Origin of the sequence: Nocardioides sp. Root140 (assembly GCF_001426745.1) — a bacterium.
In the GTDB taxonomy this organism is placed as follows: Bacteria; Actinomycetota; Actinomycetes; order Propionibacteriales; family Nocardioidaceae; genus Nocardioides.
Map to the genome: position 1 here is coordinate 19,670 of NZ_LMFI01000004.1, position 19,249 is coordinate 38,918.

The 19,249-nt window shown below is 69.8% G+C and carries 18 protein-coding genes; 17 read left to right on the forward strand and 1 reads right to left on the reverse strand.

All coding sequences use genetic code 11. From position 1 onward, the window contains the following. Position 1: 1 nt before the first annotated feature. The 8 genes from ASD30_RS09455 to ASD30_RS26505 all read left to right on the forward strand — a co-directional run bounded on the left by ASD30_RS09455 (position 2) and on the right by ASD30_RS26505 (position 6,513). Positions 2-205, forward strand: a complete 204-nt coding sequence (locus tag ASD30_RS09455) for a hypothetical protein (RefSeq protein WP_056680591.1) — start codon at positions 2-4, stop codon at positions 203-205. A 6-nt stretch (positions 206-211) separates the two neighbouring features. Continuing rightward, the gene (locus ASD30_RS09460) at positions 212-607 is read left to right on the forward strand and encodes a TadE/TadG family type IV pilus assembly protein (protein ID WP_056680593.1); all 396 of its coding nucleotides are present in this window, start codon (positions 212-214) and stop codon (positions 605-607) included. Then, positions 604-1,062 carry a TadE/TadG family type IV pilus assembly protein gene (locus ASD30_RS09465; RefSeq protein WP_056680595.1) on the forward strand — a complete coding sequence of 153 codons (459 nt, stop codon included), beginning with the start codon at positions 604-606 and terminating at the stop codon, positions 1,060-1,062. The genes ASD30_RS09460 and ASD30_RS09465 overlap by 4 nt, the downstream gene beginning before the upstream one ends. Further along, positions 1,062-1,511: a pilus assembly protein TadG-related protein gene (locus ASD30_RS09470; protein ID WP_235532553.1), complete on the forward strand. Its 450-nt coding sequence runs from the start codon at positions 1,062-1,064 to the stop codon at positions 1,509-1,511. Before ASD30_RS09465 ends, ASD30_RS09470 begins: the two co-directional genes overlap by 1 nt. Next, positions 1,508-4,762 (forward strand): LysM peptidoglycan-binding domain-containing protein, encoded by a 3,255-nt coding sequence (locus ASD30_RS09475; protein WP_056680598.1) that lies wholly within the window; start codon positions 1,508-1,510, stop codon positions 4,760-4,762. The genes ASD30_RS09470 and ASD30_RS09475 overlap by 4 nt, the downstream gene beginning before the upstream one ends. A 22-nt stretch (positions 4,763-4,784) precedes the next feature. Next, positions 4,785-5,060: a hypothetical protein gene (locus ASD30_RS09480; RefSeq protein WP_056680600.1), complete on the forward strand. Its 276-nt coding sequence runs from the start codon at positions 4,785-4,787 to the stop codon at positions 5,058-5,060. After that, positions 5,057-5,623 carry a hypothetical protein gene (locus ASD30_RS27145; protein ID WP_056680603.1) on the forward strand — a complete coding sequence of 189 codons (567 nt, stop codon included), beginning with the start codon at positions 5,057-5,059 and terminating at the stop codon, positions 5,621-5,623. The genes ASD30_RS09480 and ASD30_RS27145 overlap by 4 nt, the downstream gene beginning before the upstream one ends. Positions 5,624-6,030: 407 nt before the next feature. Then, positions 6,031-6,513 carry an ATP/GTP-binding protein gene (locus ASD30_RS26505; protein WP_156393577.1) on the forward strand — a complete coding sequence of 161 codons (483 nt, stop codon included), beginning with the start codon at positions 6,031-6,033 and terminating at the stop codon, positions 6,511-6,513. Positions 6,514-6,780: 267 nt separating this feature from the next. On the opposite strand, the gene ASD30_RS09495 is transcribed toward ASD30_RS26505, so the two are convergent. Beyond that, positions 6,781-9,717: a hypothetical protein gene (locus ASD30_RS09495; protein ID WP_056680608.1), complete on the reverse strand. Its 2,937-nt coding sequence runs from the start codon at positions 9,715-9,717 to the stop codon at positions 6,781-6,783. A gap of 367 nt (positions 9,718-10,084) precedes the next feature. Between ASD30_RS09495 and ASD30_RS09500 the strand changes: the two genes are divergently transcribed. From ASD30_RS09500 to ASD30_RS09540, 9 genes are all read left to right on the forward strand, one after another. Beyond that, positions 10,085-11,038 carry a hypothetical protein gene (locus ASD30_RS09500; protein ID WP_056680611.1) on the forward strand — a complete coding sequence of 318 codons (954 nt, stop codon included), beginning with the start codon at positions 10,085-10,087 and terminating at the stop codon, positions 11,036-11,038. A gap of 61 nt (positions 11,039-11,099) precedes the next feature. After that, positions 11,100-11,321: a hypothetical protein gene (locus ASD30_RS09505; protein ID WP_056680613.1), complete on the forward strand. Its 222-nt coding sequence runs from the start codon at positions 11,100-11,102 to the stop codon at positions 11,319-11,321. Next, positions 11,318-12,166: a hypothetical protein gene (locus ASD30_RS09510; RefSeq protein WP_056680616.1), complete on the forward strand. Its 849-nt coding sequence runs from the start codon at positions 11,318-11,320 to the stop codon at positions 12,164-12,166. The genes ASD30_RS09505 and ASD30_RS09510 overlap by 4 nt, the downstream gene beginning before the upstream one ends. A 40-nt stretch (positions 12,167-12,206) precedes the next feature. Beyond that, complete coding sequence (locus ASD30_RS09515; protein ID WP_011755687.1) at positions 12,207-12,500, forward strand: hypothetical protein; 294 nt, start codon at positions 12,207-12,209, stop codon at positions 12,498-12,500. Then, positions 12,500-13,366, forward strand: coding sequence for a hypothetical protein (locus ASD30_RS09520; RefSeq protein WP_056680619.1), 867 nt, complete (start codon positions 12,500-12,502; stop codon positions 13,364-13,366). The genes ASD30_RS09515 and ASD30_RS09520 overlap by 1 nt, the downstream gene beginning before the upstream one ends. Beyond that, complete coding sequence (locus tag ASD30_RS09525; protein ID WP_056680622.1) at positions 13,366-14,142, forward strand: hypothetical protein; 777 nt, start codon at positions 13,366-13,368, stop codon at positions 14,140-14,142. Before ASD30_RS09520 ends, ASD30_RS09525 begins: the two co-directional genes overlap by 1 nt. Next, the gene (locus ASD30_RS09530) at positions 14,139-16,109 is read left to right on the forward strand and encodes a type IV secretion system protein (protein WP_056680625.1); all 1,971 of its coding nucleotides are present in this window, start codon (positions 14,139-14,141) and stop codon (positions 16,107-16,109) included. Before ASD30_RS09525 ends, ASD30_RS09530 begins: the two co-directional genes overlap by 4 nt. Positions 16,110-16,183: 74 nt before the next feature. Then, positions 16,184-17,689, forward strand: coding sequence for an SCO6880 family protein (locus ASD30_RS09535; RefSeq protein ID WP_056680628.1), 1,506 nt, complete (start codon positions 16,184-16,186; stop codon positions 17,687-17,689). Beyond that, complete coding sequence (locus tag ASD30_RS09540) at positions 17,689-19,224, forward strand: ATP-binding protein (protein ID WP_056680631.1); 1,536 nt, start codon at positions 17,689-17,691, stop codon at positions 19,222-19,224. The genes ASD30_RS09535 and ASD30_RS09540 overlap by 1 nt, the downstream gene beginning before the upstream one ends. Positions 19,225-19,249 lie beyond the last annotated feature (25 nt).

The window sequence follows — 19,249 nt, forward strand, 5'->3', positions numbered from 1 at the left end:
GATGTTGAAGCTCTTCATCGCCCTCCAGATAGCGGCGCTGACCACGCTCGCCTCCCTCGAGGACCGCGTCACCAGGCAGCGCGACGAGCGCGGCTCCGTCACGATCGAGCAGGTCCTGTGGGCCGGCGCAGTGATCGTCATCGTCGGCATCGTCGTCGCGGCCATCAAGTTCTTCGTGACCAGCGAGTCCGCCAAGATCAAGTAGGCCGCCATGTTCGCCAGCCTCCACCGCCGCAGCCGGGACGAGCGCGGCTCAGTGACCATCCAGATGGTCTTCCTGATGCCCGCGCTGTTCCTGCTGATGTTCCTCGGCCTCCAAGGCGCCCTGTACTACCACGCGAAGCAGGTAGCGCTCGCGGCCGCGCAGGAGGGCGCCCGTGAGGCAGGCAGCGAGACCGGCACCCGCGACGCCGGTGTGGCCACGGCGAACACCTTCCTCCACGACGCCGGAGGCTCCGACGTGATGACCTCCACCAGCGTCTCCGGATCACGGACCACGACCACCGCCACGATCACCGTCACGGGCAAGTCCATGAGCGTTATCCCCGGCTGGCACGTGACCGTCACCCAGAGCGCCAGCGTCCCGGTCGAGAGGCTCACCGAATGACCAGGCAGACGAGGCGGACCAGCACACGCAGCCGGCGCCGGGACGAGCGCGGGTCGGTGGCCATCGAGGCCGCGATCGGCGTCCCGGCCTTCGGCCTGTTCGTGGCGATGATCATCCTCGGCGGCCGCGTGGAGATCGCCAAGCAGTCCGTGGACGCAGCCGCCTACGAGGCAGCTCGAGCGGCCTCCATCGAGCGCACTCAGAGCGAAGCCATCACCTCCGGCAAGTCCGCGGCCACCAGCAGCTTGAACGACCAGGGCCTGCAATGCACGACCACCAACATCACGATCAACGCTGCGGCCTTCAACGCCCCGCTGGGAACCACCGCCCAGGTCACCGCCACCGTGACCTGCAAAGTCGACGTGGCGGACCTGAGCATCCCCGGCCTGCCCGGCACCCGGACGATCACTGCCACCGCCAGCAGCCCCGTCGACGCCTACCGGGAGCGCCGATGATGAGCCACCGCATCCGCTGCCTCATGACGCCGCGCTCGCGCGATGAGCGCGGCTCCATCAGCGTCTGGTTCGCCACCGCAGCACTGGCGATGATCATCCTCGTCGGGATGGCCGTCGACCTCGGCGGCAAGGTCCACACCCAGCAGCAAGCCCGCAGCGCGGCCGCCCAGGCCGCCCGCACCGGCGCCCAGGAGGTTCAGGGCTCGACCGCAGTCCGCGGCGAGGACCTCCGCGTCGACCTCACCGCCGCCAAGACGGCCGCCATGGACTATCTCCGCGCCGCCGGCGTGGAGGGAACCGTCCGCGTCGTCGACGGCGACACCCTGATCGTCACCACCACCGACACATACACCAGCAAGTTCCTCGGGATCATCGGCCTGGACACGATGCAGGTCACCGGGGAGGCGTCCGCGCGGCTCATCCGCGCCGAAGGAGGCATCGAGAGATGACCACCCATCCCACCCTGGGCCAGCGGCTCACCGGCCTCGCAGCCTCTGCCGCCGTACTCGGCATCGTCCTCGGGCTGCCCGCACTATTCCTCGCGATCGGTGCCAGCCCAATCCCGGACCACGCCCCGAACCTGGACGGCATCAAGAACGCGCTCCTGGCGCCCGACGACGGCACCCTCGTCCTCGGCCTATTCAAGGTGATCGGCTGGGTCGCGTGGGCCTTCATGGCGCTGAGCCTGGTCGTGGAGGCCATCGCACGGCTCCGCAAGGTCCAGGCGCCCCAGCTGCCGGGCCTGGGCCGGCCTCAGGCCGCAGCACGCGGCCTCATCGGCCTCGCCGCCCTGCTGTTCATCGCCGCGCCCATCGCCGCCCAGGCAGCCACGATCACCACGGCCGCCGCGGCGCCAGTGACGGTGGGACACGTCAACGCCGGTGCCGCCGACCAGGCGCCCGCCCAGCAGGACGTCAAGGTCGAGACGAAGCAGGAGCGCCAGCGCAAGACGCTCGACCACGCTGTGAAGCCGGGGGAGAGCCTGTGGTCGATCGCCGAGGACCACTTCGGCGACGGTGCCCGCTACAAGGAACTCGTCGAGCTCAACCGCGACCTCCTCGGCGCGCAGCCGAGCTTCCTCGAGCCCGGTTGGGTACTCAAGCTGCCCGCCCTCAACGGCGAGGCACCGGCCCACGACTACACGGTGCAGCCCACCGACACCCTCAGCGAGATCGCCCAAGAACAGCTCGGCGACGCCGACCGCTGGCCCGAGATCTACCAGGCCTCCATCGGCATCACCCAGCCCGGCGGGGCCCAGCTGACCGACCCCGACGTCATCGACGTCGGCTGGAAGCTCAAAATCCCCGGCGCCGAGCAGGGGGGCAGTCACGACGACACCCGGCACCAGCAGCCGCGCGACGTCGAGCCCGAGACGCCCGCCAGCCCCGAGGACCAGCGGCCCGTCGACCTGCCGGCCGAGGAGGAGCCGCCGGTCGCCCAGGAGCCCGAGGTGCCCGAAGTACCCGAGACGGCCGTGCCCGACGCGCCGCCCCAGGCCGAGGAGCCGGCGGCACCGGCCGCCGACATCGACCAGGTCGACGACGCTGACGACTCGATCCTCGACGCGCCGTGGGTCCTCGCCGGTCTGACCGGCGGGGGCGTCCTGCTGTCCGGGGCACTGCTCATGGCCCTGCGGTCCCGCCGCCGCGCCGGCTACCGGAACCGGACACCGGGCCGCGCGATCGCCGCGCCGCCTCCGGAGCTCGCGCCTGTCGAGATGACCCTGAACGCCACCGGTGCCGCGGCCGCGGCGACCGTGGAGTTCGCGGACGAGGCGCTGCGCCGCCTCGCGGCCGCCGTCGGCGCGCAGGGCATCACGATGCCGCCGCTCGCTGCCGTGGAACTCGCGCACGGCAAGCTGACCTTGCACCTGAGCGCGCCGGCCGCTGTCCCGGGGCCCTGGGTGGGCAGCCCGGACCAGACCCACTGGCACGTCAGCACGGACACCGCCGTCGACGAGCTTGGCCCGGACACGGGGAACGTCGAGCCGCCCTACCCGCTCCTGGCCACCATCGGCATGAGCGACACCGGTGAGACGTGGCTGCTCAACTGCGAGGAACTGTCCACTCTCACCATCAGCGGCGACCCGACCTACGGCCGGGACTTCGCCCGCCACCTCGCCGCACAGTTCGCCGTCAACCCGTGGTCGCGGCGCGTGCAGGTCGACTGCATCGGCGTGGCTGAGGAAGCCGTCGCCATGGACGAGCGGATCAGCTACCACCCGACCGGAGCAGCCGGGTCGCTCGCGACCGCGGAGGCCCTCGCGGCCGCCGTCACCACGGTCGACCGGGCGAAGCGACACGACACCGACGTGTCCACGGCACGCACCGGCAGCGTCGACGACGACACCTGGCCGGCCCGGATGCTGTTGCTCGACGCGGCGGCCGGAGACCCCGAGGACCTCGAGCAGCTGCTGCAGCTGGTCACCGACCACGTCGGGCAGTCCGCCACCTCCATCGTCGTCGCCGGCGAGCGCCCCAACACACCGGGCGCCGTCCTGCACATGACGAACACCGGCCGCGTCGTCCTCGAGCAAGCCAGCCTCAACCTCATCGCCGTCGGCCTCACCAGCGACGAGGCCCGCGGCTGCGCCCTGGTCTACGGACAGAGCGAGGTCGCCGAGGACGTCCCCGTGCCGGTCGACGAGACCGCCACCGACGGCTGGGAGGCCTACACCGACCAGTCCGGGGCACTGCGCCGCGAGTACACCCTGCCGCGCAACACCCCCGCGGACGCCGTCGACGAGCCGCTGTCCTCCCTCCTGGAGGGCGACGACCAGGACTACATCCGTCAGAGCGCGATCGTGCAGGAGGACCTCGAGACGCTGGCGCCGAAGGTTCCCGAGCACGTCCGAGCCGAGGTCGAGCAGAGCGACCCCAATCTCGACCAGGACATCGCCGACTGGTTCTCGACCGACTGCGACCGTCCACGGCTCAGCCTGCTCGGTCCGGTCACCGCACGCACCCACGGCAAGGCCCTGGCCAAGCGCAAGCCCTACTTCACCGAGCTCCTCGCGTACCTTGCCCTGCACCGCAAGCACGGAGCCACCCGCGAGGAGATCGGCGAGGCATTCGGGATCACCCCCGGCAAGGTGCGCGACTACACCAACACCGTCCGCGAGTGGCTGGGCTCCAACCCGGCCACTGGAGAGCCCCACCTGCCCCACGCCGACAAGGCACCCGCCACCAAGCTTCGCGGCGTCAACGTCTACCAGGTCGACGACGGTCTCTTGGTCGACCTCCACCTCTTCCTCCGACTGCGCAAGCGCGGGCAGGCCCGGGGCGGCGCGGAAGGCGTCGCCGACCTCTGCACCGCGCTCGAGCTGGTCGGCGAGGCCAAGCCGTTCAGCCAACTGCGTGAAGAGGGATGGTCTTGGCTGGTCAATGAGCCCGACCGCGTCGACCTCATGGCGTCCGGCTGGATCGCCGATGTCGCCCTCATCGTCGTGACCGAGGCTCTCGCCGCCGGCGACCTGGTCAAGGCTCGCTCCGCCGCTTACGTCGCCAACCGGGCCGACCCTGACGGCGAGAGCACCCGCCTGTGCCTGGCCCACGTCATGAAGGCCGAGGGCGACCAGCTCGAGGCCGACCGGATCCTCCGCGAGGAGATCTGCAACCGGTCCGACGACGGCGACGCCCCGCTGGAACTGTCGGAGCGCACGAAGACCATCATCAGTACCCACGGCTGGCTCGCGAGCTGACTCGGGAAGGGAGCACCAGCACATGACCACGTTCGACCAGGAGCTCACCGGCCGCTACGTCGCGGCCGGCGGCGACCGCCCAGACCTCGACGCCCGACGCGTGGCCAGGGCCGTCTTCGTGCGCGACACCATCCGCACCCTCTACAACGCCGACAAGCAGTTCGGCATCGACCCCGCCGACAACGGCTCGCTGGCCGAGCTCGTCGACGCCGCCGAAGAACACCTCGAGCACATTGCCACCGACGTCAGCCAGCGATCAGTCATGGCGCCGCCCAACATAGGAGGAGACACCGCATGAGGAAGCACCACTCCGCACTCGGGGGAGTGGCCCTCGCCCTCGCCCTCACCCTCACGGGCTGCTCGGACGACAGCACCGACCCCGAGGCCGAGGACACCCCGACCGCTACGCCGAGCTCGAGCCCGACGAGCACTGCGCCGACGCCGCAGACTCCCGAGGAGAAGGCGGCGGCCCAGCTGGCGATGTACCTCGAGGTACGCGACCTCGCTTACCGGAAGCGGGACATCAACTTCAAGGCGCTCAATCCGGTCGCGACCGGTGAGGAGTTTCTGCAGTTGCAGCACACCGTCGCGAGCATGATGAATGAAAACGTCACGGTGACCGGGGAGTACGCACACACGCTCGACGCGCCGCGGAATCGCGGGACCTCGATCCTGATCATCGACTGCGAGGACCGCACCAGGGTCACCTGGAAGAACGACGGGGCGATCAGGCAACCGGACTTCACCGACCCCAACGGAAACCCGCTCCGCAACCCCGCCCCGGTTGAGTACACGCTCGTCAAGGACAAGGGTGCGTGGAAGGTCTCCGACTCGGACCTGCTTTGGGACCAGCCATGCTGAGGAGACTCATTGCTCTGTTGGTGGCGTTGGCAGGGTCGCTCGTCATCGTGTTCGTCACCGCCTCCGCCGCGAGCGCTGACTGCACAGCGGACCCGGTGACCGGCGAAGTTGTCTGTGACGACGAGGATGGCGGCAACGACGGCGGTGACGGCGGTGACACCGGTGGCTCGTCGACTTGCTCGACCTCAGACGGTAGGGAGATCCCGTGCACTGGCCCCGGCGGGTCGGTATGGAGCAGCAGCCATCAGTGCTGGGTCGGCGACGTCTGGGATCCGGGTGGGGAGGGCCCACTGCCGCCCCCTGGACAGAGCAACGAGGATGGTGCGTGGCACATCTGCTACTGGCCGCCCCCAGGCTCCTCATGGGATCCGGTCTGGATCCAGAACGGCACGGTCACGATCGACCCGGTGGTTCTCGCCAATCGCGCGATCGCGTCGATGGACCTGGATCCGATCAGGATCGGCATCGTTCCCGAGCCCGGCCCCAACCGGATCGGACTCGTTGGTCTGCCGGTGTGGATGTGGGTCGACAGCCCGACCGATGACACGTTCGGACCGATCACCGCGTCCGCCAGCGAAGGGCCGGTCTCGGTCAGCGCCACCGCCAGCGTCTCCAGCATCGTGTGGAACATGGGCGACGGCACCAAGGTGACCTGCACCGGCAAGGGGACGCCGTACGCCGATCACTACGGCAAGCAGGACTCCCCGACCTGCGGGCACCGCTACGCGAAGATGTCGACCGACCAGCCCGAGGGTGCGTACCAGGTCACCGCGGCCAGTCACTGGGTGGTCGAGTGGACCGGTGGCGGGCAGTCCGGAACCATCGAGTTCGACCTTGCCACCGAGCCCCTCCCGATCCGCATCGGGGAGGCCCAGGTGCTGACCCAGTGACCCTGTACTAGCCGACCGACCCACCGACACAGGTCTCGTCCTCTCAGCAGGAAGGGGACCTGTGTCGTTCGCTGCCCGAGCGCGCCCCGAGGTACCGGGCCTGCCGAGCGGAGCTGCTCGTGCTGCCGCTGCTGGACGTGAAAGAGCCCCAGGCGTCTCGGGTCACCTGGGGATCGCGAGAAGTAGAGCATGGGGTGGCTCGCCTGCGCTGATGAATAGGAAATCGCGCGGACCTAGACGCTCGCCTTCGGGGGGCCAGCTGGCCCGTCACGTGACCTGGGTGCCCGCCCTTCTGGCGGTCTGGGGTCCGCCGATCTGCGAGCTCGCCCTCGACACAGCGTGGCCTGACGGCCGCTTGGTCCGGCAGGAAGTCAGGCGAGGATGCAGTCGGCGAGTGGGGCGCGGAAGCGCTGCGAGAGCACGGATCTGAGTTGGAGGAACAGGGACACGTCGCCGGGGAGCACGTGAGCGACAGCTGCGCTCAGTACTGCTGCCGCCTCGGGGATGTTCAGGCAGGCGATGAGGTCGGCTTCGTGCTCCTCGACGAAGACCTCGTCCTTGATTGCCTTCATCGCGGCGGCAGCGCCACGGATGACAGGGTCGAGAGCGGCGGGGTGGGGGCTGGTGTCGAGCTCGTCGTCGAACGCTGTCCAGTCCACGCCCGGCGGGCAGGGGGGGGGGAGTGCTGGCCAGCTGGTTCAGGACCAAGCCGAGTCCCAGTGTGCGCTCGTTGACCTGCAGATCGTGCTCGATGGCGGACACCATCTCTGCCGCGCTGGCGACCGTCAGACGGTTTGCGGTGGCTGTGAGGTCGTCACGCATCATTCGTGCTACTGCGTCTCGTTGTTCGGCACCGCTGTCGGCGTAGCGCAGAAGGATGCGTAGCGACCGGTCCAGGTTGAACGTAGAGGGCGCGTCCAGTACGTGGAGCCCGTGAGCCAAGATGCGGCGGCTCCAGTTCGGCCATGCGCGCGCCATACCGTCGTCAAGGACGTCGAGAGCTACCTCGGGGCCGATCGGTAGATGCGATCCGAATCGTTCGGGAGCCTCCTGGTCGACCGTCTCGATGAGCTCGACCACGGCCTGATGTTCGTGGGCGCGAGGTTCCGCGAACATCTTTCCTGTCGCGAACAACCAGGTGTTGCGCCAATGTGGGCTGGGGGCCAGGAGACGTAGCCGGTTGATCAGGGTCTCAAGGGGCGCGTCGCTGATTCGCCGGGCCGCCATGAGTTCTTGGAGTGAGCGCACGTCGAAACCGAAGCCGTCGTTCCGGGGCGCGATCAGGACCAGTCGCTGTGTGGCAGACCTAATGATCGAGTCCAGGACGTCGGAGTGGTGCCCGTCGGGCTTGAACTCGGCGTCGTTGAGGATGTGCCAGACGATGTCGCGCAGCTCCGGCTCTGTTAGAACAGCCGTGGAGTGGTCGGCCGTCTCGCTGCGCTGTTGAAGCACGAAGCCGGCGCGCTCGTGAAGCTGGTGGATGAACGGCTCGTACTTGGTCAGGAGCGTGCGGACCATCGTCGGTTTGTTGCGCTCTCGTCGTACGACGGTGTCGTAATAGCTCCAGAACAGGCTGTACCGGTCTGGTGCGATGGTCCCTGCGCCGTCGACGATGATCGACAGGATGAGTACTTGCAGCGGCGTCCGCAGCAGTTTGACGAGGTTCTCATCCTGCGCAGCGTTCCGAAGGGCCGTGACGACCTTGCCGATCCGCTCGTCGTCGCCGCTAAGGCGTACTTGGGCGGCCTTAGTTCCGAAGGCGACGGCCTCAGCGGGTGTCAGGTCGTCCAGTCCGATGGTTTCGAACGACGTCGGGTCGATGTTTTCGGTGTAGCCAACCGGGCGGGTCGTGATGACGGCGAGTAGGTCGCATCGGTCTCCCTCTGCGTTGTTGACGAACTCCACGACGCGCTCGATCGCCGTGCGCCGCGTCTCTGGCTCGGTGACCTCGTCCAGGCCATCGAATACGACTAGCCAGGGCCAAGCGCGCAGCCAGGAGGTCAGCGTTGCGGGAGTGACGGTGCCATGGTTCGACTTCTTGCTGATGTGTTCGGCCACGTATCGCATCAGCGATTGGTCGAGCTTGTGGCCTCGTTCCTCCGCGTAGTCGGCGAGGTCGATGCGCAGCGGCCAGCGCCGGTGCCGCGGGAGTTGGTGCCCCAGCCTCCGCAGCACGTCCACGGTCCCGGTGATCACGGTGTCGTGGTTGGCCGCTAGTGCCGTGGAGCCTTTGAGCGCTGCAACCCGGTATGCCTGCACGATCAGCTTGGAGATCGTGGTCTTCCCGTTGCCCGGCTGGCCGGTGAGGACGATGTGGCGCGGCCCGTCCACAGCTGTGATGTCTCGAGCTAGGAGGTTGTCTCCCCGCTCGAAGACATGCCGCAGCACGGTGCTCCTGTGGCCTCCGCCCGGGAAGGTCACGGGGAGATCGATGGCGACCTCGTGTACCGGGATGCCGCGGTTTTCGCGGTCACCGGCGTCGTCGAAGTACACGAGCCCGTCGGAGAGTAGTTCGGTGCGTGCCTGGTCAAGCAGAACCGGTTCGCTGTCCTTAAGGGCGATGTTGCCCGTGAGTTCAGAGATGAAGGTGAAGACGTCGCTGGCGGTCAAGAAGGCGTCGAACCGGCGGCGCACGCCTTCGTGCGTGCTCAACAGAGCGTCTAGCTGGTTGCCGTCCCAGAATCGGATCGTCTTGATGTGCGCGATCCGCTTGCGCCGCTGGACCCTATCGAGAATTGCATCCTGATCGTCGATGTCGCGGCTGGGGTCGTTGAGTCTGTCGCGGTAGGCCTTGATGTTCTTGCGGATGGCGTCGTGGCCGCCCGTGTTCTGAACGGGCGTGAGTGCGACGTTGGTGATGAAGACGAGCTGATCGGGCAGGGGATCGCGCGGGTCCTTCCTATCCCACTCAGCCCAGGCGTCGAGTTCCTTCTTGACCTCTCCCCACAACCACGAGGCATTGGTGGTCTCCGAGTCGGAGATCTTGTCGTGATGCTTGACCTGGAAGACGGTGTAACCGCTGAAGGTGTCTTCTGAGGGCTCGAGTGCTGAGGCGAACTTCAGGTTGCCCTCGAAGTACAGATCGCGGCCGCCGTCCTTGCCAGCGCCCATGACCTGGACACCTGGGCCGAACTCGGCGATCGCCAGCGCAGCGGCCATCGACTGAAAGGCACCGGGGCACAACAACTGCAGCTGGTGCTTCACGGACGACTCCACTGTTCGACGGACGGCTCAAGGTAGCAACGCGCAGCGACACGGCGGGTTCGACCCGCGCGGTCACCCGTCCGTCTGTCACCAGGGCGCTGCCGCGGAGCGAATCCCTACCGATTCTGTGTTGAAAGGTAGGTGCGTCGCGTTTGGAAACGTTCGGCGCATCTCGACGAATAGGCCCCGCGCCACCCTGGTCAAGAAGTTTCTGCAATTTTCGGGGGGACGGCCTCTGACCTGCGGAAACGCGCGTCCCTCCTCTGCGTCCCCCCTCCAAATCGGGGGTTTGGGGGGACGGATGCGGGGACGCCCGCTCGCGACCTTTCTGCCGTGCACAGCCACGGACGAAAGGGGAGCGAGTGCGATGAGTGTGGGTGACCAGCTCGGCCTCGACGACAACAGCGAACTGCTCGACCAGGCCCGCCAGAAGTGGCCGGCTTGGGTGGCCGCGGATCCACGGCTTGGAGTCGTCGAGGAGTTCGACGACCTCCGGGCCTGGCTGCCCTCGGTGGACAGCGCAGCCTCTGACGAGGTCCTCCTGGCGCTGGCCATGCTGGCGGCTCCGGATGGCGGCGACGACATCGCTGCTGCGGCCGCGCTCGCCAAGTGCCTGCTGCCCGGCGCGTGCCGGCTCGCCGGCTGGCTGAGCACCCTCCCTCCCCGCGAGGTCTTCCGCGACAGCCAGCCCGTCGCGGCAGGCTCCTGGTCGGCCGTCGAGCGGATCGACGAGCTGGTGGCCTCCCAGCTGTGGATCGAGGTTCGGACCTTCAAGTGGCGCCGGCTGCGCAAGGTCGCCGCGAACATCCTGATCAACACTCGCGTCGGCGTCCTCCGCGAGGTCGGGGACTTCTTCTACGTCTCCCGGGCCGACCGCACGTGGGCGAACACCACCCTCGTGGAGTTCTTCTCGTCCGGAGACTTGGCCGACGGCGACGCAGGAGTGTGGAGCGCCGCCGCGATGCCGACCGAACGGGTTGCTGGCGCCCTGTTCCACCGTCCCGAGATCCTCGCCGACGCCGGCCCGGAGCAGGAGGAGCCGTCGGCCACCGAGGAGCTGCTGGAGCTGCTGGCGTGGGCCTGCGAGAACCAGGTGATCAGCCCGGCCGACCGGTACCTGCTGCTGTGCCTGGTCGACGAGGCCGACCGGGTCGAGACCCGCAACCTTGCTCGCGGCTACGGCGGTCTGCTGAGCAACGAGGTGTCCAGCCGGGTCGCGCCGCGGGTCGGGGTGTCCGAGGCAACCGTCCGTCGCCGCGGCTCGCGCAGCATGCGCGCCCTCGCCGCGGCCGCCCCGAGGAAGTTCGGCCATGACGAATGAGCGCAACCGTGATCGCTCCCACCGCCCCACTACACATAGGCGACTGGAGGTGGTGAAGCCCATGACGAACACCCAGGACGACCGCGAGAGCCGGACGCCGGAGCAGGTTGCCGAGCTGTTCGCGATCGCCGGCCGCGAGACCGAGGCGATCGAGCAGCTCACCGGCTGCGTCGCCCAGCTGCACGAGGTCCAGGCCGCCAAGGCACAGCTGGCAAGCCTGACTCCGGCTGAGGTCCGCGCCGCGCTTGAGTTCCGCCGCGGCGGCATCGGGGAGGCCCAGTGAGCACCCAGATCTCAAGCCGCCCGGTCGGGGTCGACGAGCTCAAGCGGGCCTGGGATGCCGTGAACGCCGGCGAGTTCCGCACCGGCGTCGGCGCCGGCAAGGGACCCCGCGGCCGCGGCCCCGCCGCCGCGGACGACTGGTCGCCAGCCGCGGGGGAGCACACCATCGCGGTGATCGGATGCGCCGGGTCGGTCGGGGCCAGCACCATCGCCCTGGCTGCCGGCCTGGCTGCCGCCGGCCCGGTCCGGGTGATCGAGTGCTGCTCGGTCACCGCCTCTGGTCTCGCCGCCGCAAGCACCGCCGAGCTCGGCCTGCACCCGACCGACTGGCGTCAGGGCAAGCGCGACCACGTCCTGCTCGAGCGGGCCAGCGAGGTGCTCGCCGGCGTCGACGAGATTCCGCTGCCGATCGACGCCGAGAACGAGACCCAGCTGACCATCCTCGACGTCGGCTGGGAGGCCGGCCTGCTGCTGGCCACCGACTGCTGGCTCGCCGAGGCCGTCCGCACCGCCGACCAGGTCGTCCTGGTCACCACCGCCACCGTCCCCGGGATGCGTCGCGCCTCGGTCGCGCTCGAGCTGCTGGCCAACCACTGGCAGCCCGAGCAGATCGCCCTCGCCGTGCGTGGGCCGCGCCGCAAGAAGTGGCCCCGGGGCCTCGAGCACGCCGGCGGCCCCGCCGTACGTCGCGCCCTGGTCGCGGACCGGTGCGTGGAGATCCCCGAGGAACGCGAGCTCGCGGTCAACGGCCTGGACTCCCGGCCCGTCCCGGCCCCCCTCATCTCGGCAGCCCGTCAGCTGCTCGAGCCCGCCCACCTGTCCACCGACACCAGCGAAAGCGCCTGACCCGCACCGAGTCAAGCAAACCCAGAAAGGAAGTCCACCCATGGACGTCATGACCGCTCTCCTCCCGATGGCCGCCCAGGTCTGCCCGAAGGCGCCGCCGGGTGCCGTCGGACCCACCAACGAGATCACCAGTTACGTGCTGTGGGGCGTCATCGTCCTGTTCGGCCTCGGCATCGTGATCGCCATCGGCGCGATCATCGCCGGCCGCGTGTTCTCCCTGCCGCACGCCTCCAAGGTCGGGGTGATCTCGGTGGTGGTCGTGTTCGCCTGCGCGATCGCCTACCTGGTCCTGCCCGGCATGCTCAACGGGATCCTCGGCAAGGGCTGCATCTGATGCGGCGCGCAGCCACGAAGAAGGCCGAAGGTGCCACGGAGTGGGGCCGGCGCCGCCTGCTCGGAATCCTGGTCGCCGCCGTCGTCGTGGCGGTGCTCCTGCTCGGTGGCCTCGGCTACGCGGTCTACCTGGCCGTCGCCGGGATCGGTGAGGAAGCCAGCGCCAACACCGACGTCGCCACCGGCGAGACCGATCGCTCGACGGTGGCCCAGGGTGCCGTGCATCGCGACGAGGTAGCGGCCGAGCCGATGCTGGCCGTTCCCGAGAGCGCCGCCTTCCCGGCCGCGACCCCCAGCGCCAAGGTGCCCGTCATCAAAGTCCCGGCTGGCACCGGTGTGAACGGACCGGCGTTCGTGATGACCGGGTTCCCGCACACCCCCGAGGGCGCGATCGGGCAGCTCGCGCAGATCGACCTGGCGGTGCTGCAGTCGATGAGCCTGACCACCGCGGCGGAGGTCTACAACGCCTGGGCTCTGCCCGGCGGGGTCCGCGCCGAGGAGTGGTGGATCACCGCCAGCGTCCAGGCCTTCTTGACCAGCACCGGAATGGGCGAGGTCAAGGACCCCAGCGCCTCGGTCTCCCTCGAGCCGGCCGCCGCGCTCGTGAAGGGCACCGACGGGCCCGACTGGACCACCGTCTGCGTGCTGATGAAGGTCACCGCCTCCTACAAGCAGGAAGGCCAGATCGCCTTCGCCCACTGCGAGCGCATGCAGTGGGTCGGCGGGCGCTGGATGGTCGCTCCCGGCGCCCCGCCCGCACCCGCCCCCGCGACCTGGCCCGGCACGCAGCTGGCCCACGAGGCCGGCTGGCGCACCTGGTCGACCGACGACACCACTGACCCTGACCACATCGAAGGGGACCACTGATGAAGAACCTGACGACCGGCAACGACGACTCGCGGGCCACCCTGGTGCGCATCGGCATCCTGGTGGGGATCGCCTGCATGGTGGCCACCGTCGTCTGGCTCGGTGCTCGCACCCGGGCCGACGACGACTCCGGCGGCCCCGACGCCACCGGCGGGGACAACTCGAGCCAGACGGTCGAGAACGCATCGGTCGAGCAGGTCGCACCGGACACCGCGCCGGTCGACGGAGTCGTAATCCCGACCGGCGACGACCAGGTCGACGGCTACCCGACGGGATTTCCGGCCACCGACCTGGGCGCCGTGGCGCTTCAGGTCGAGCTGGCCAAGGCACAGCTCGGGTTCGACTTCGACCAGGCCGTCACCGTCGCCCGCCTCTACGCCAATCCCGAGGACAAGGCCGTCTTCGAGGAGCGCTCCCGCGCCGCGGTCGCGCTGCGCCGCCAGCAGGCCGGCGTCGCGAAGGAGGGCGACGTGCCCGCCCCCGCGTCGTACGCCGTCACCCCGGTCGCCTTCACACTCGAGGAGCTCGACACCGGCTACTACGCGGTGAACCTGCTCAGCTACGTCACCCTCACCACCGTTGACGGCCAGGTCAAGGACAGCCTCTACGCCGGCACCCAGCTGATGCGGTGGCTCGACGGTGACTGGCGACTGGTCCAGGGCAGCGAAGCGGACATCGAGCACCTGGTCTCGGAGGGCCAGCCGCAGGCGGTGGCGCCCGGCACCCCCGAGTTCGCGAAGGCCGGCTGGATCCGGATCAACGGAGCTCCCCAGTGAGCACCGTCATCACCGCCGTGCGCCGGGCGAGCCGACTCGCCAACGCCGCCCTGGCGCTCCTGGTGCTCACCACGCTCCTCGGAGCTGCCTCGACCCTCCAGCCTCCCGCCGCAGCGGCCAGCGAGCCGGCCGCCAGCACGGCGCACCTCGCTCCGATCGCCCCGGTGGTGGCCAGCGGCACTTTGCCGGCCCGCAACCTCAAGATGGGCTGCCCGGGGCCCGACGCCCTGTGCGATCTCGGCGGCGACGCCGTCGACTGCGCCAAGGACCCGATCGATTGCGGCAAGGACGCCGCCGGCGATGTGAAGGACGGTGCCGGCGACCTGCTGGACGGCGCGGGAGATCTGCTCCCCGACGGCTGCGGGATCCTCGACGCGATCTGCGGCAACATCGGCGGGTTGCCCGGGCTTCCGGGCGTCCCTGGGCTGCCCGGGATCCCCGGTCTGCCGAACGTCGGTGACCTCTTCGGCGGCGGCATCCCCGGTCTCGGTGACATCCCCAACCCGTTCGAGGCCATCGGCGACGTCATCGCCAAGGCCGCGGCCGACGCCTGGACCGCGGCCATGCTCGCGATCTGGAACTCCGGCCTGTTCGTGCTGCGCATCGTGCTCACGTTCAGTGAGCTGTTCTTGACTCCGGACCTGAGCGCCGACGGCCCGGGCAAGGACGTCTACGCCTTCACCCTGTGGCTGGCGCTGGCCCTGGTGGTCATCTTGGCGATGATCCAGCTCGGCGCCGCGGCCTTCAAGCGCGAGGGCAAGAGCCTCGCCCGGGCCTTCATCGGGTCCGGCCAGTTCGTCTTGGTGTGCGCCTGCTGGTTCGGGTACTGCGTCATGATCATCGCGGCGTGCGGGGCGCTGACCAAGGCGCTGATGAAGTCGCTGCTCAAGGTGCAGACCTGGCCCGACTGGGACCCGCTCGGCGGACTCGGCATCGACGACATCGCCGACGCCGGCGTGGCCACCGCTCTTGCCTTCCTGGGGATCTTCCTGTGGCTGGCCGCCATCGGGCACGTCCTGGTCTACCTGGCCCGCGCGGCGTCCCTGCTGGTGCTCACCGCCACGGGGCCGCTCGCGGCCGCCGGCCTGGTCTCGGAGTTCACCCGCTCCTGGTTCTGGAAGTCGCTGCGCTGGTTCCACGCCGCGGCGTTCACCCCGGTGCTGATGGTGATGGTGCTGGGCATCGGCGTGCAGTTCGCCAACGGAGTCGCCGCCCACCTGGCCGAGGACACAGCCAAGGCGTTCGGCACCGCGCTGCCGGCCGTGATGACGATCCTGATCAGCGTCGTCGCCCCGCTGTCCCTGTTCAAGCTCCTGGCCTTCGTCGACCCCGGCACCCCCAGCGGCGCGTCGTTCCGCCAGGGCATGGCCATCCAGGGCGGCCTCCAGGGCCTGCTCAGCGGCGGCGGCGCAGGTGGCGGCTCGTCGGCTGCGTCGACCACTGACGCCAACGGCCGCTCCTCGGGCGAGCAGAGCGCCGAAGCCTCGACCGGCGACCGGTTCAGCAAGTCGACCCAGGGCGCCCTGGGCAGCTTCGGGCCGGTCGGCCAGGCCCTGTCGACCGGCATGGGCTGGATCAACTCCGCCGGCGCGAAGGCGACCTCTCTGATGTCGGACGAGAGCAACCAGGCCGGTGTGGGCCAGAGCACCTACGGCCCCGACTTCAGCGGCCTGGGTGGACGGCAGTCCGGTGGCCAGTCCGGCGGCCAGGGCGGGACCCACCCCGGGTCGCAGAACGGCGACCGGAGCGACGAGGACTCGTCGATGCCGACCCCGCCCACGCCTCCTGCGCCGCCCACCCCGACGACGCTGCCCACCGGCGGCGGCCCCGGCGGCGGTTCAGGCGGCCAGGGCGGCGGAGGAGCTGACGCCGCTCCCAAGACCCCGGCCGCCGGCGGTGGGGGAGCGGCTGGCAGTGCCGGCGGCGCCGGCGCGGCAGCTGGCGGCATCCCACCGGTGGCGGTGTAACCGATGCGCCGACCGCCCCAGCTCGAGCACCGATCGACACCCACCGATCTCACTGACCAGAAGGGAAGCCGACGATGACCACCTACGCCGACTACCAGCGCGACCGCATCGGTTGGTTCTTCGGCCTCTCCGGAGGCCAGCTGATGTTCCTGGCGCTGGCCAGCCTGCCGGCGTTCTGGGCAATCAGCCGCGGAGCGTGGTTCTCCGCGTTTCTGTTCGCTCTGGTCTGGGTGTTCCTGCTGGCCATCACCGTGATCCCGGTGCGCGGCCGCTCGGCCACCGGCTGGGTGTTCGCCTCGACGATGTACGCCGTCGGCGGCCTGTTCGGCTGGACCTCGTTCCGCGCCAAGGCCGCCCAGGGCCGCGGCGACGACCTCGACACCCCGGACCTGCCCGGGGTCCTCCAGGGCGTCCGGATCCACGACGGCCCGCCGCACGGCTCGCAGCTGCAGCGCGTAGCGATCATCGAGGACCACGCCATGAAAACCTGGGCGGTCACGGCCTCGATCGTGCACCCGGGCATCGGCATGAAGGACACCGAAGAGCGCGCCCGCTACGGCGAGGCGCTGGCCGGGCTGCTCGACGTCGCCGGTCGCACAGAGAAGGTCGACGAGATCCTCTTCATGGTGCGCACCGTCCCCGAGGACGGCGCCGAGCGCGACCTGTGGGTCAACCGCCACCGCCGCCCCAACGCCCCGGGGCTGTCGGAGGTCGTCAACAGCGACCTGGCCCACGGCCTCACCCAGGCATCGGTGCGCACCGAGCAATTCGTGACGGTCGTGATCCCGGAGACCCGGATCGCGAGGTCGGCCAAAGAGTCCGGGGGCGGCTTCGAGGGCCGCTGCCGCGAGCTCTACCTGCTCATGGCCGAGATCGAGGCCCAGCTGCGCGGCCCGATGGGGATGACGACGGTGCGCTGGCTCACCAGCCCCGAGCTTGCGCTGGCCTGCCGGACCGGATTCGCCCCCGGCGACCGCGCCGGCATCGTCGAGGCCCTCTCGCTGCGGGAGAAGGACCCGAGCGTCAACGCCGACGTCCCGTGGGCGATGGCCGGCCCCTCGGGTGCCGACGCCACGGTGCGGCACTACAGCCACGACGCCTGGAACTCGGTCAGCGCCACCATCAAGCTGCCGACCCGCGACGTCGCGATGGGTGCCCTGGCACCGATCCTCACCCCCAGCGAGTTCGGTGAGCGGCGATCGTTCGTCGTCGCGTACCCGATCGTTTCTCAGACCAAGGCCGACCGGCAGTCCGGCAACGCCGAGTGGGCCGCCGACCTGGCCGAGGGGATGAACGAGAAGCTCGGCCGAAAGACCCGCGCCAAGCAGCGCGACGAAGCCCACAAGGCCCGCGGCCTGGACGCCAAGCTGGCCCGCGGCAACTCGCTGACCCGGCCCTACGGCGTGTGCACGGTCACCGTCCCCAAGTCGATGCGGATCACCGAGTTCGGGCGCCGCCTGGACGCCTCGGTCCGACGCGCCGGGTTCGCACCGCTGCGCCTCGACCTCGCCCAGGACGTCGGGTTCGCCGCGTCCACCATCCCCCTCGGCACGAGCCTGACCCGGAGCGGAGACGCCTGATGACCACCACCCGCCGGAACCGCCGTGGCGGCCGCGACATGGCTGCCCTGCTCTCCGACTTCGGGCACGACCTGCCCACGATCCCCACGCTCGCCCCGGAGGCCAAGGAGCCCCGGCTCTTCCGCTACGCGCCGCGCCGCGGTGCCACCCGCCGCGGCCGAGGCTGGGCTGCTGCCACCGCCCCGGCGATGGCCTGGCGGATGACCAGCGACCAGGCCCCGGTGTTCTGGCCCTTCGTCTCGGCTCCCGCCCTGCCCCCGACGGGCGCCCAGATGGGCGTCGACCAGCTCTCCGGCGGCAGCTTCTACTGCGACCCGTTCGGTTGGGTGCTGCGCGACGACGTGCCCGCGACCAACCCCAACATCTTCCAGTTCGCCAAGCCGGGAAGTGGCAAGTCCGGCACCACCAAGGCGTTCTGCACCCGGATGACGCCGTTCGGCTACCGCACCCTGGTCACTGGCGACGTCAAGGACGAGTACGAGTCGCTGTGCCGCGCGCTCGGTGTCGAACCCTTCGTCATCGCCCCCGGCTTCTGGGCCCGGGTCAACCCGCTGTCCATGGGGCCGCTCGGCGACGGGTGGGAGAAGCTCTCGGCCGAGGAGGCGCAGCGCCGCGCCACGATCATCTTCAAGCGGTGGCTCGTCCTGGTCCGAGGCCTGGTCGGCAGCATGAAGATCGACGACGAGCGCCGGGTGCCGTTCGGCCCCGACGAGAGCGACGTCGTGCGCAACGCGCTGGCGATCCTCACCGGCTACGCCGCCGGCAACAGCGTCCTGCAGGAGACGACCATCCCGCGGCTGTGGGACCTGCTCCGTAACCCCACCGAGGAGCTCGTCCGGGCCTGCGAATACGCGAACACCCGTCAGTTCCTCGACGAGACCCGGCTGCTGCGCAACGCGCTTGGCGAGCTGGTCACCGGCACCCTCGCCGGCCTCTTCGACGACTTCACCAACATCGAGGTCGACTGGCGGGCCCCGATCCAGTCGTTCAGCCTCTCCCGGCTCGACGGCCTGGGCGATGAGGCCGTGGGCATCGCGCTGCTGTGCATGAACTCCTGGGGGCGTGGTCTGCGGGAGATCGCCGAGCCAGGCGACCTGCGCATCGTGGTGCGCGACGAGGTCTGGAAGCAGATGCGCCTCGGAACCGCCGCAGTGGCGAGCTTCGACGCCGACCTGCGGCTCTCACGCGGCATGGCCGGCAAGGGCGGCGATATCCAGTTCTGCAACCTCCACAAGCCCTCCGACCTGCTCTCGGTCGGCGACGCCGACTCCCAGGCCGCGATGATCGCCAAGGACCTCCTCGAGCTGGCCGACATCAAGATCCTCGGTGCCCAGAAGCCCCGGGTCGCCCGCGAGCTCGACTCCATGCTCGGGCTCGGCCCGATCGCCCAGGACCTCGTCTCCGGGTGGGCCATGCAGGACAAGGGCCGCGCCCTGTGGTGCATCGGCGACGCCACCTACAAGGTCCAGACGGTGCTCCACCCGCTGGAGAAGAAGCTCTACTACACCAACGAGGCCATCGAGTCCGCCGCCTGAGCGCGCGCGACCTCGGGACTGACCT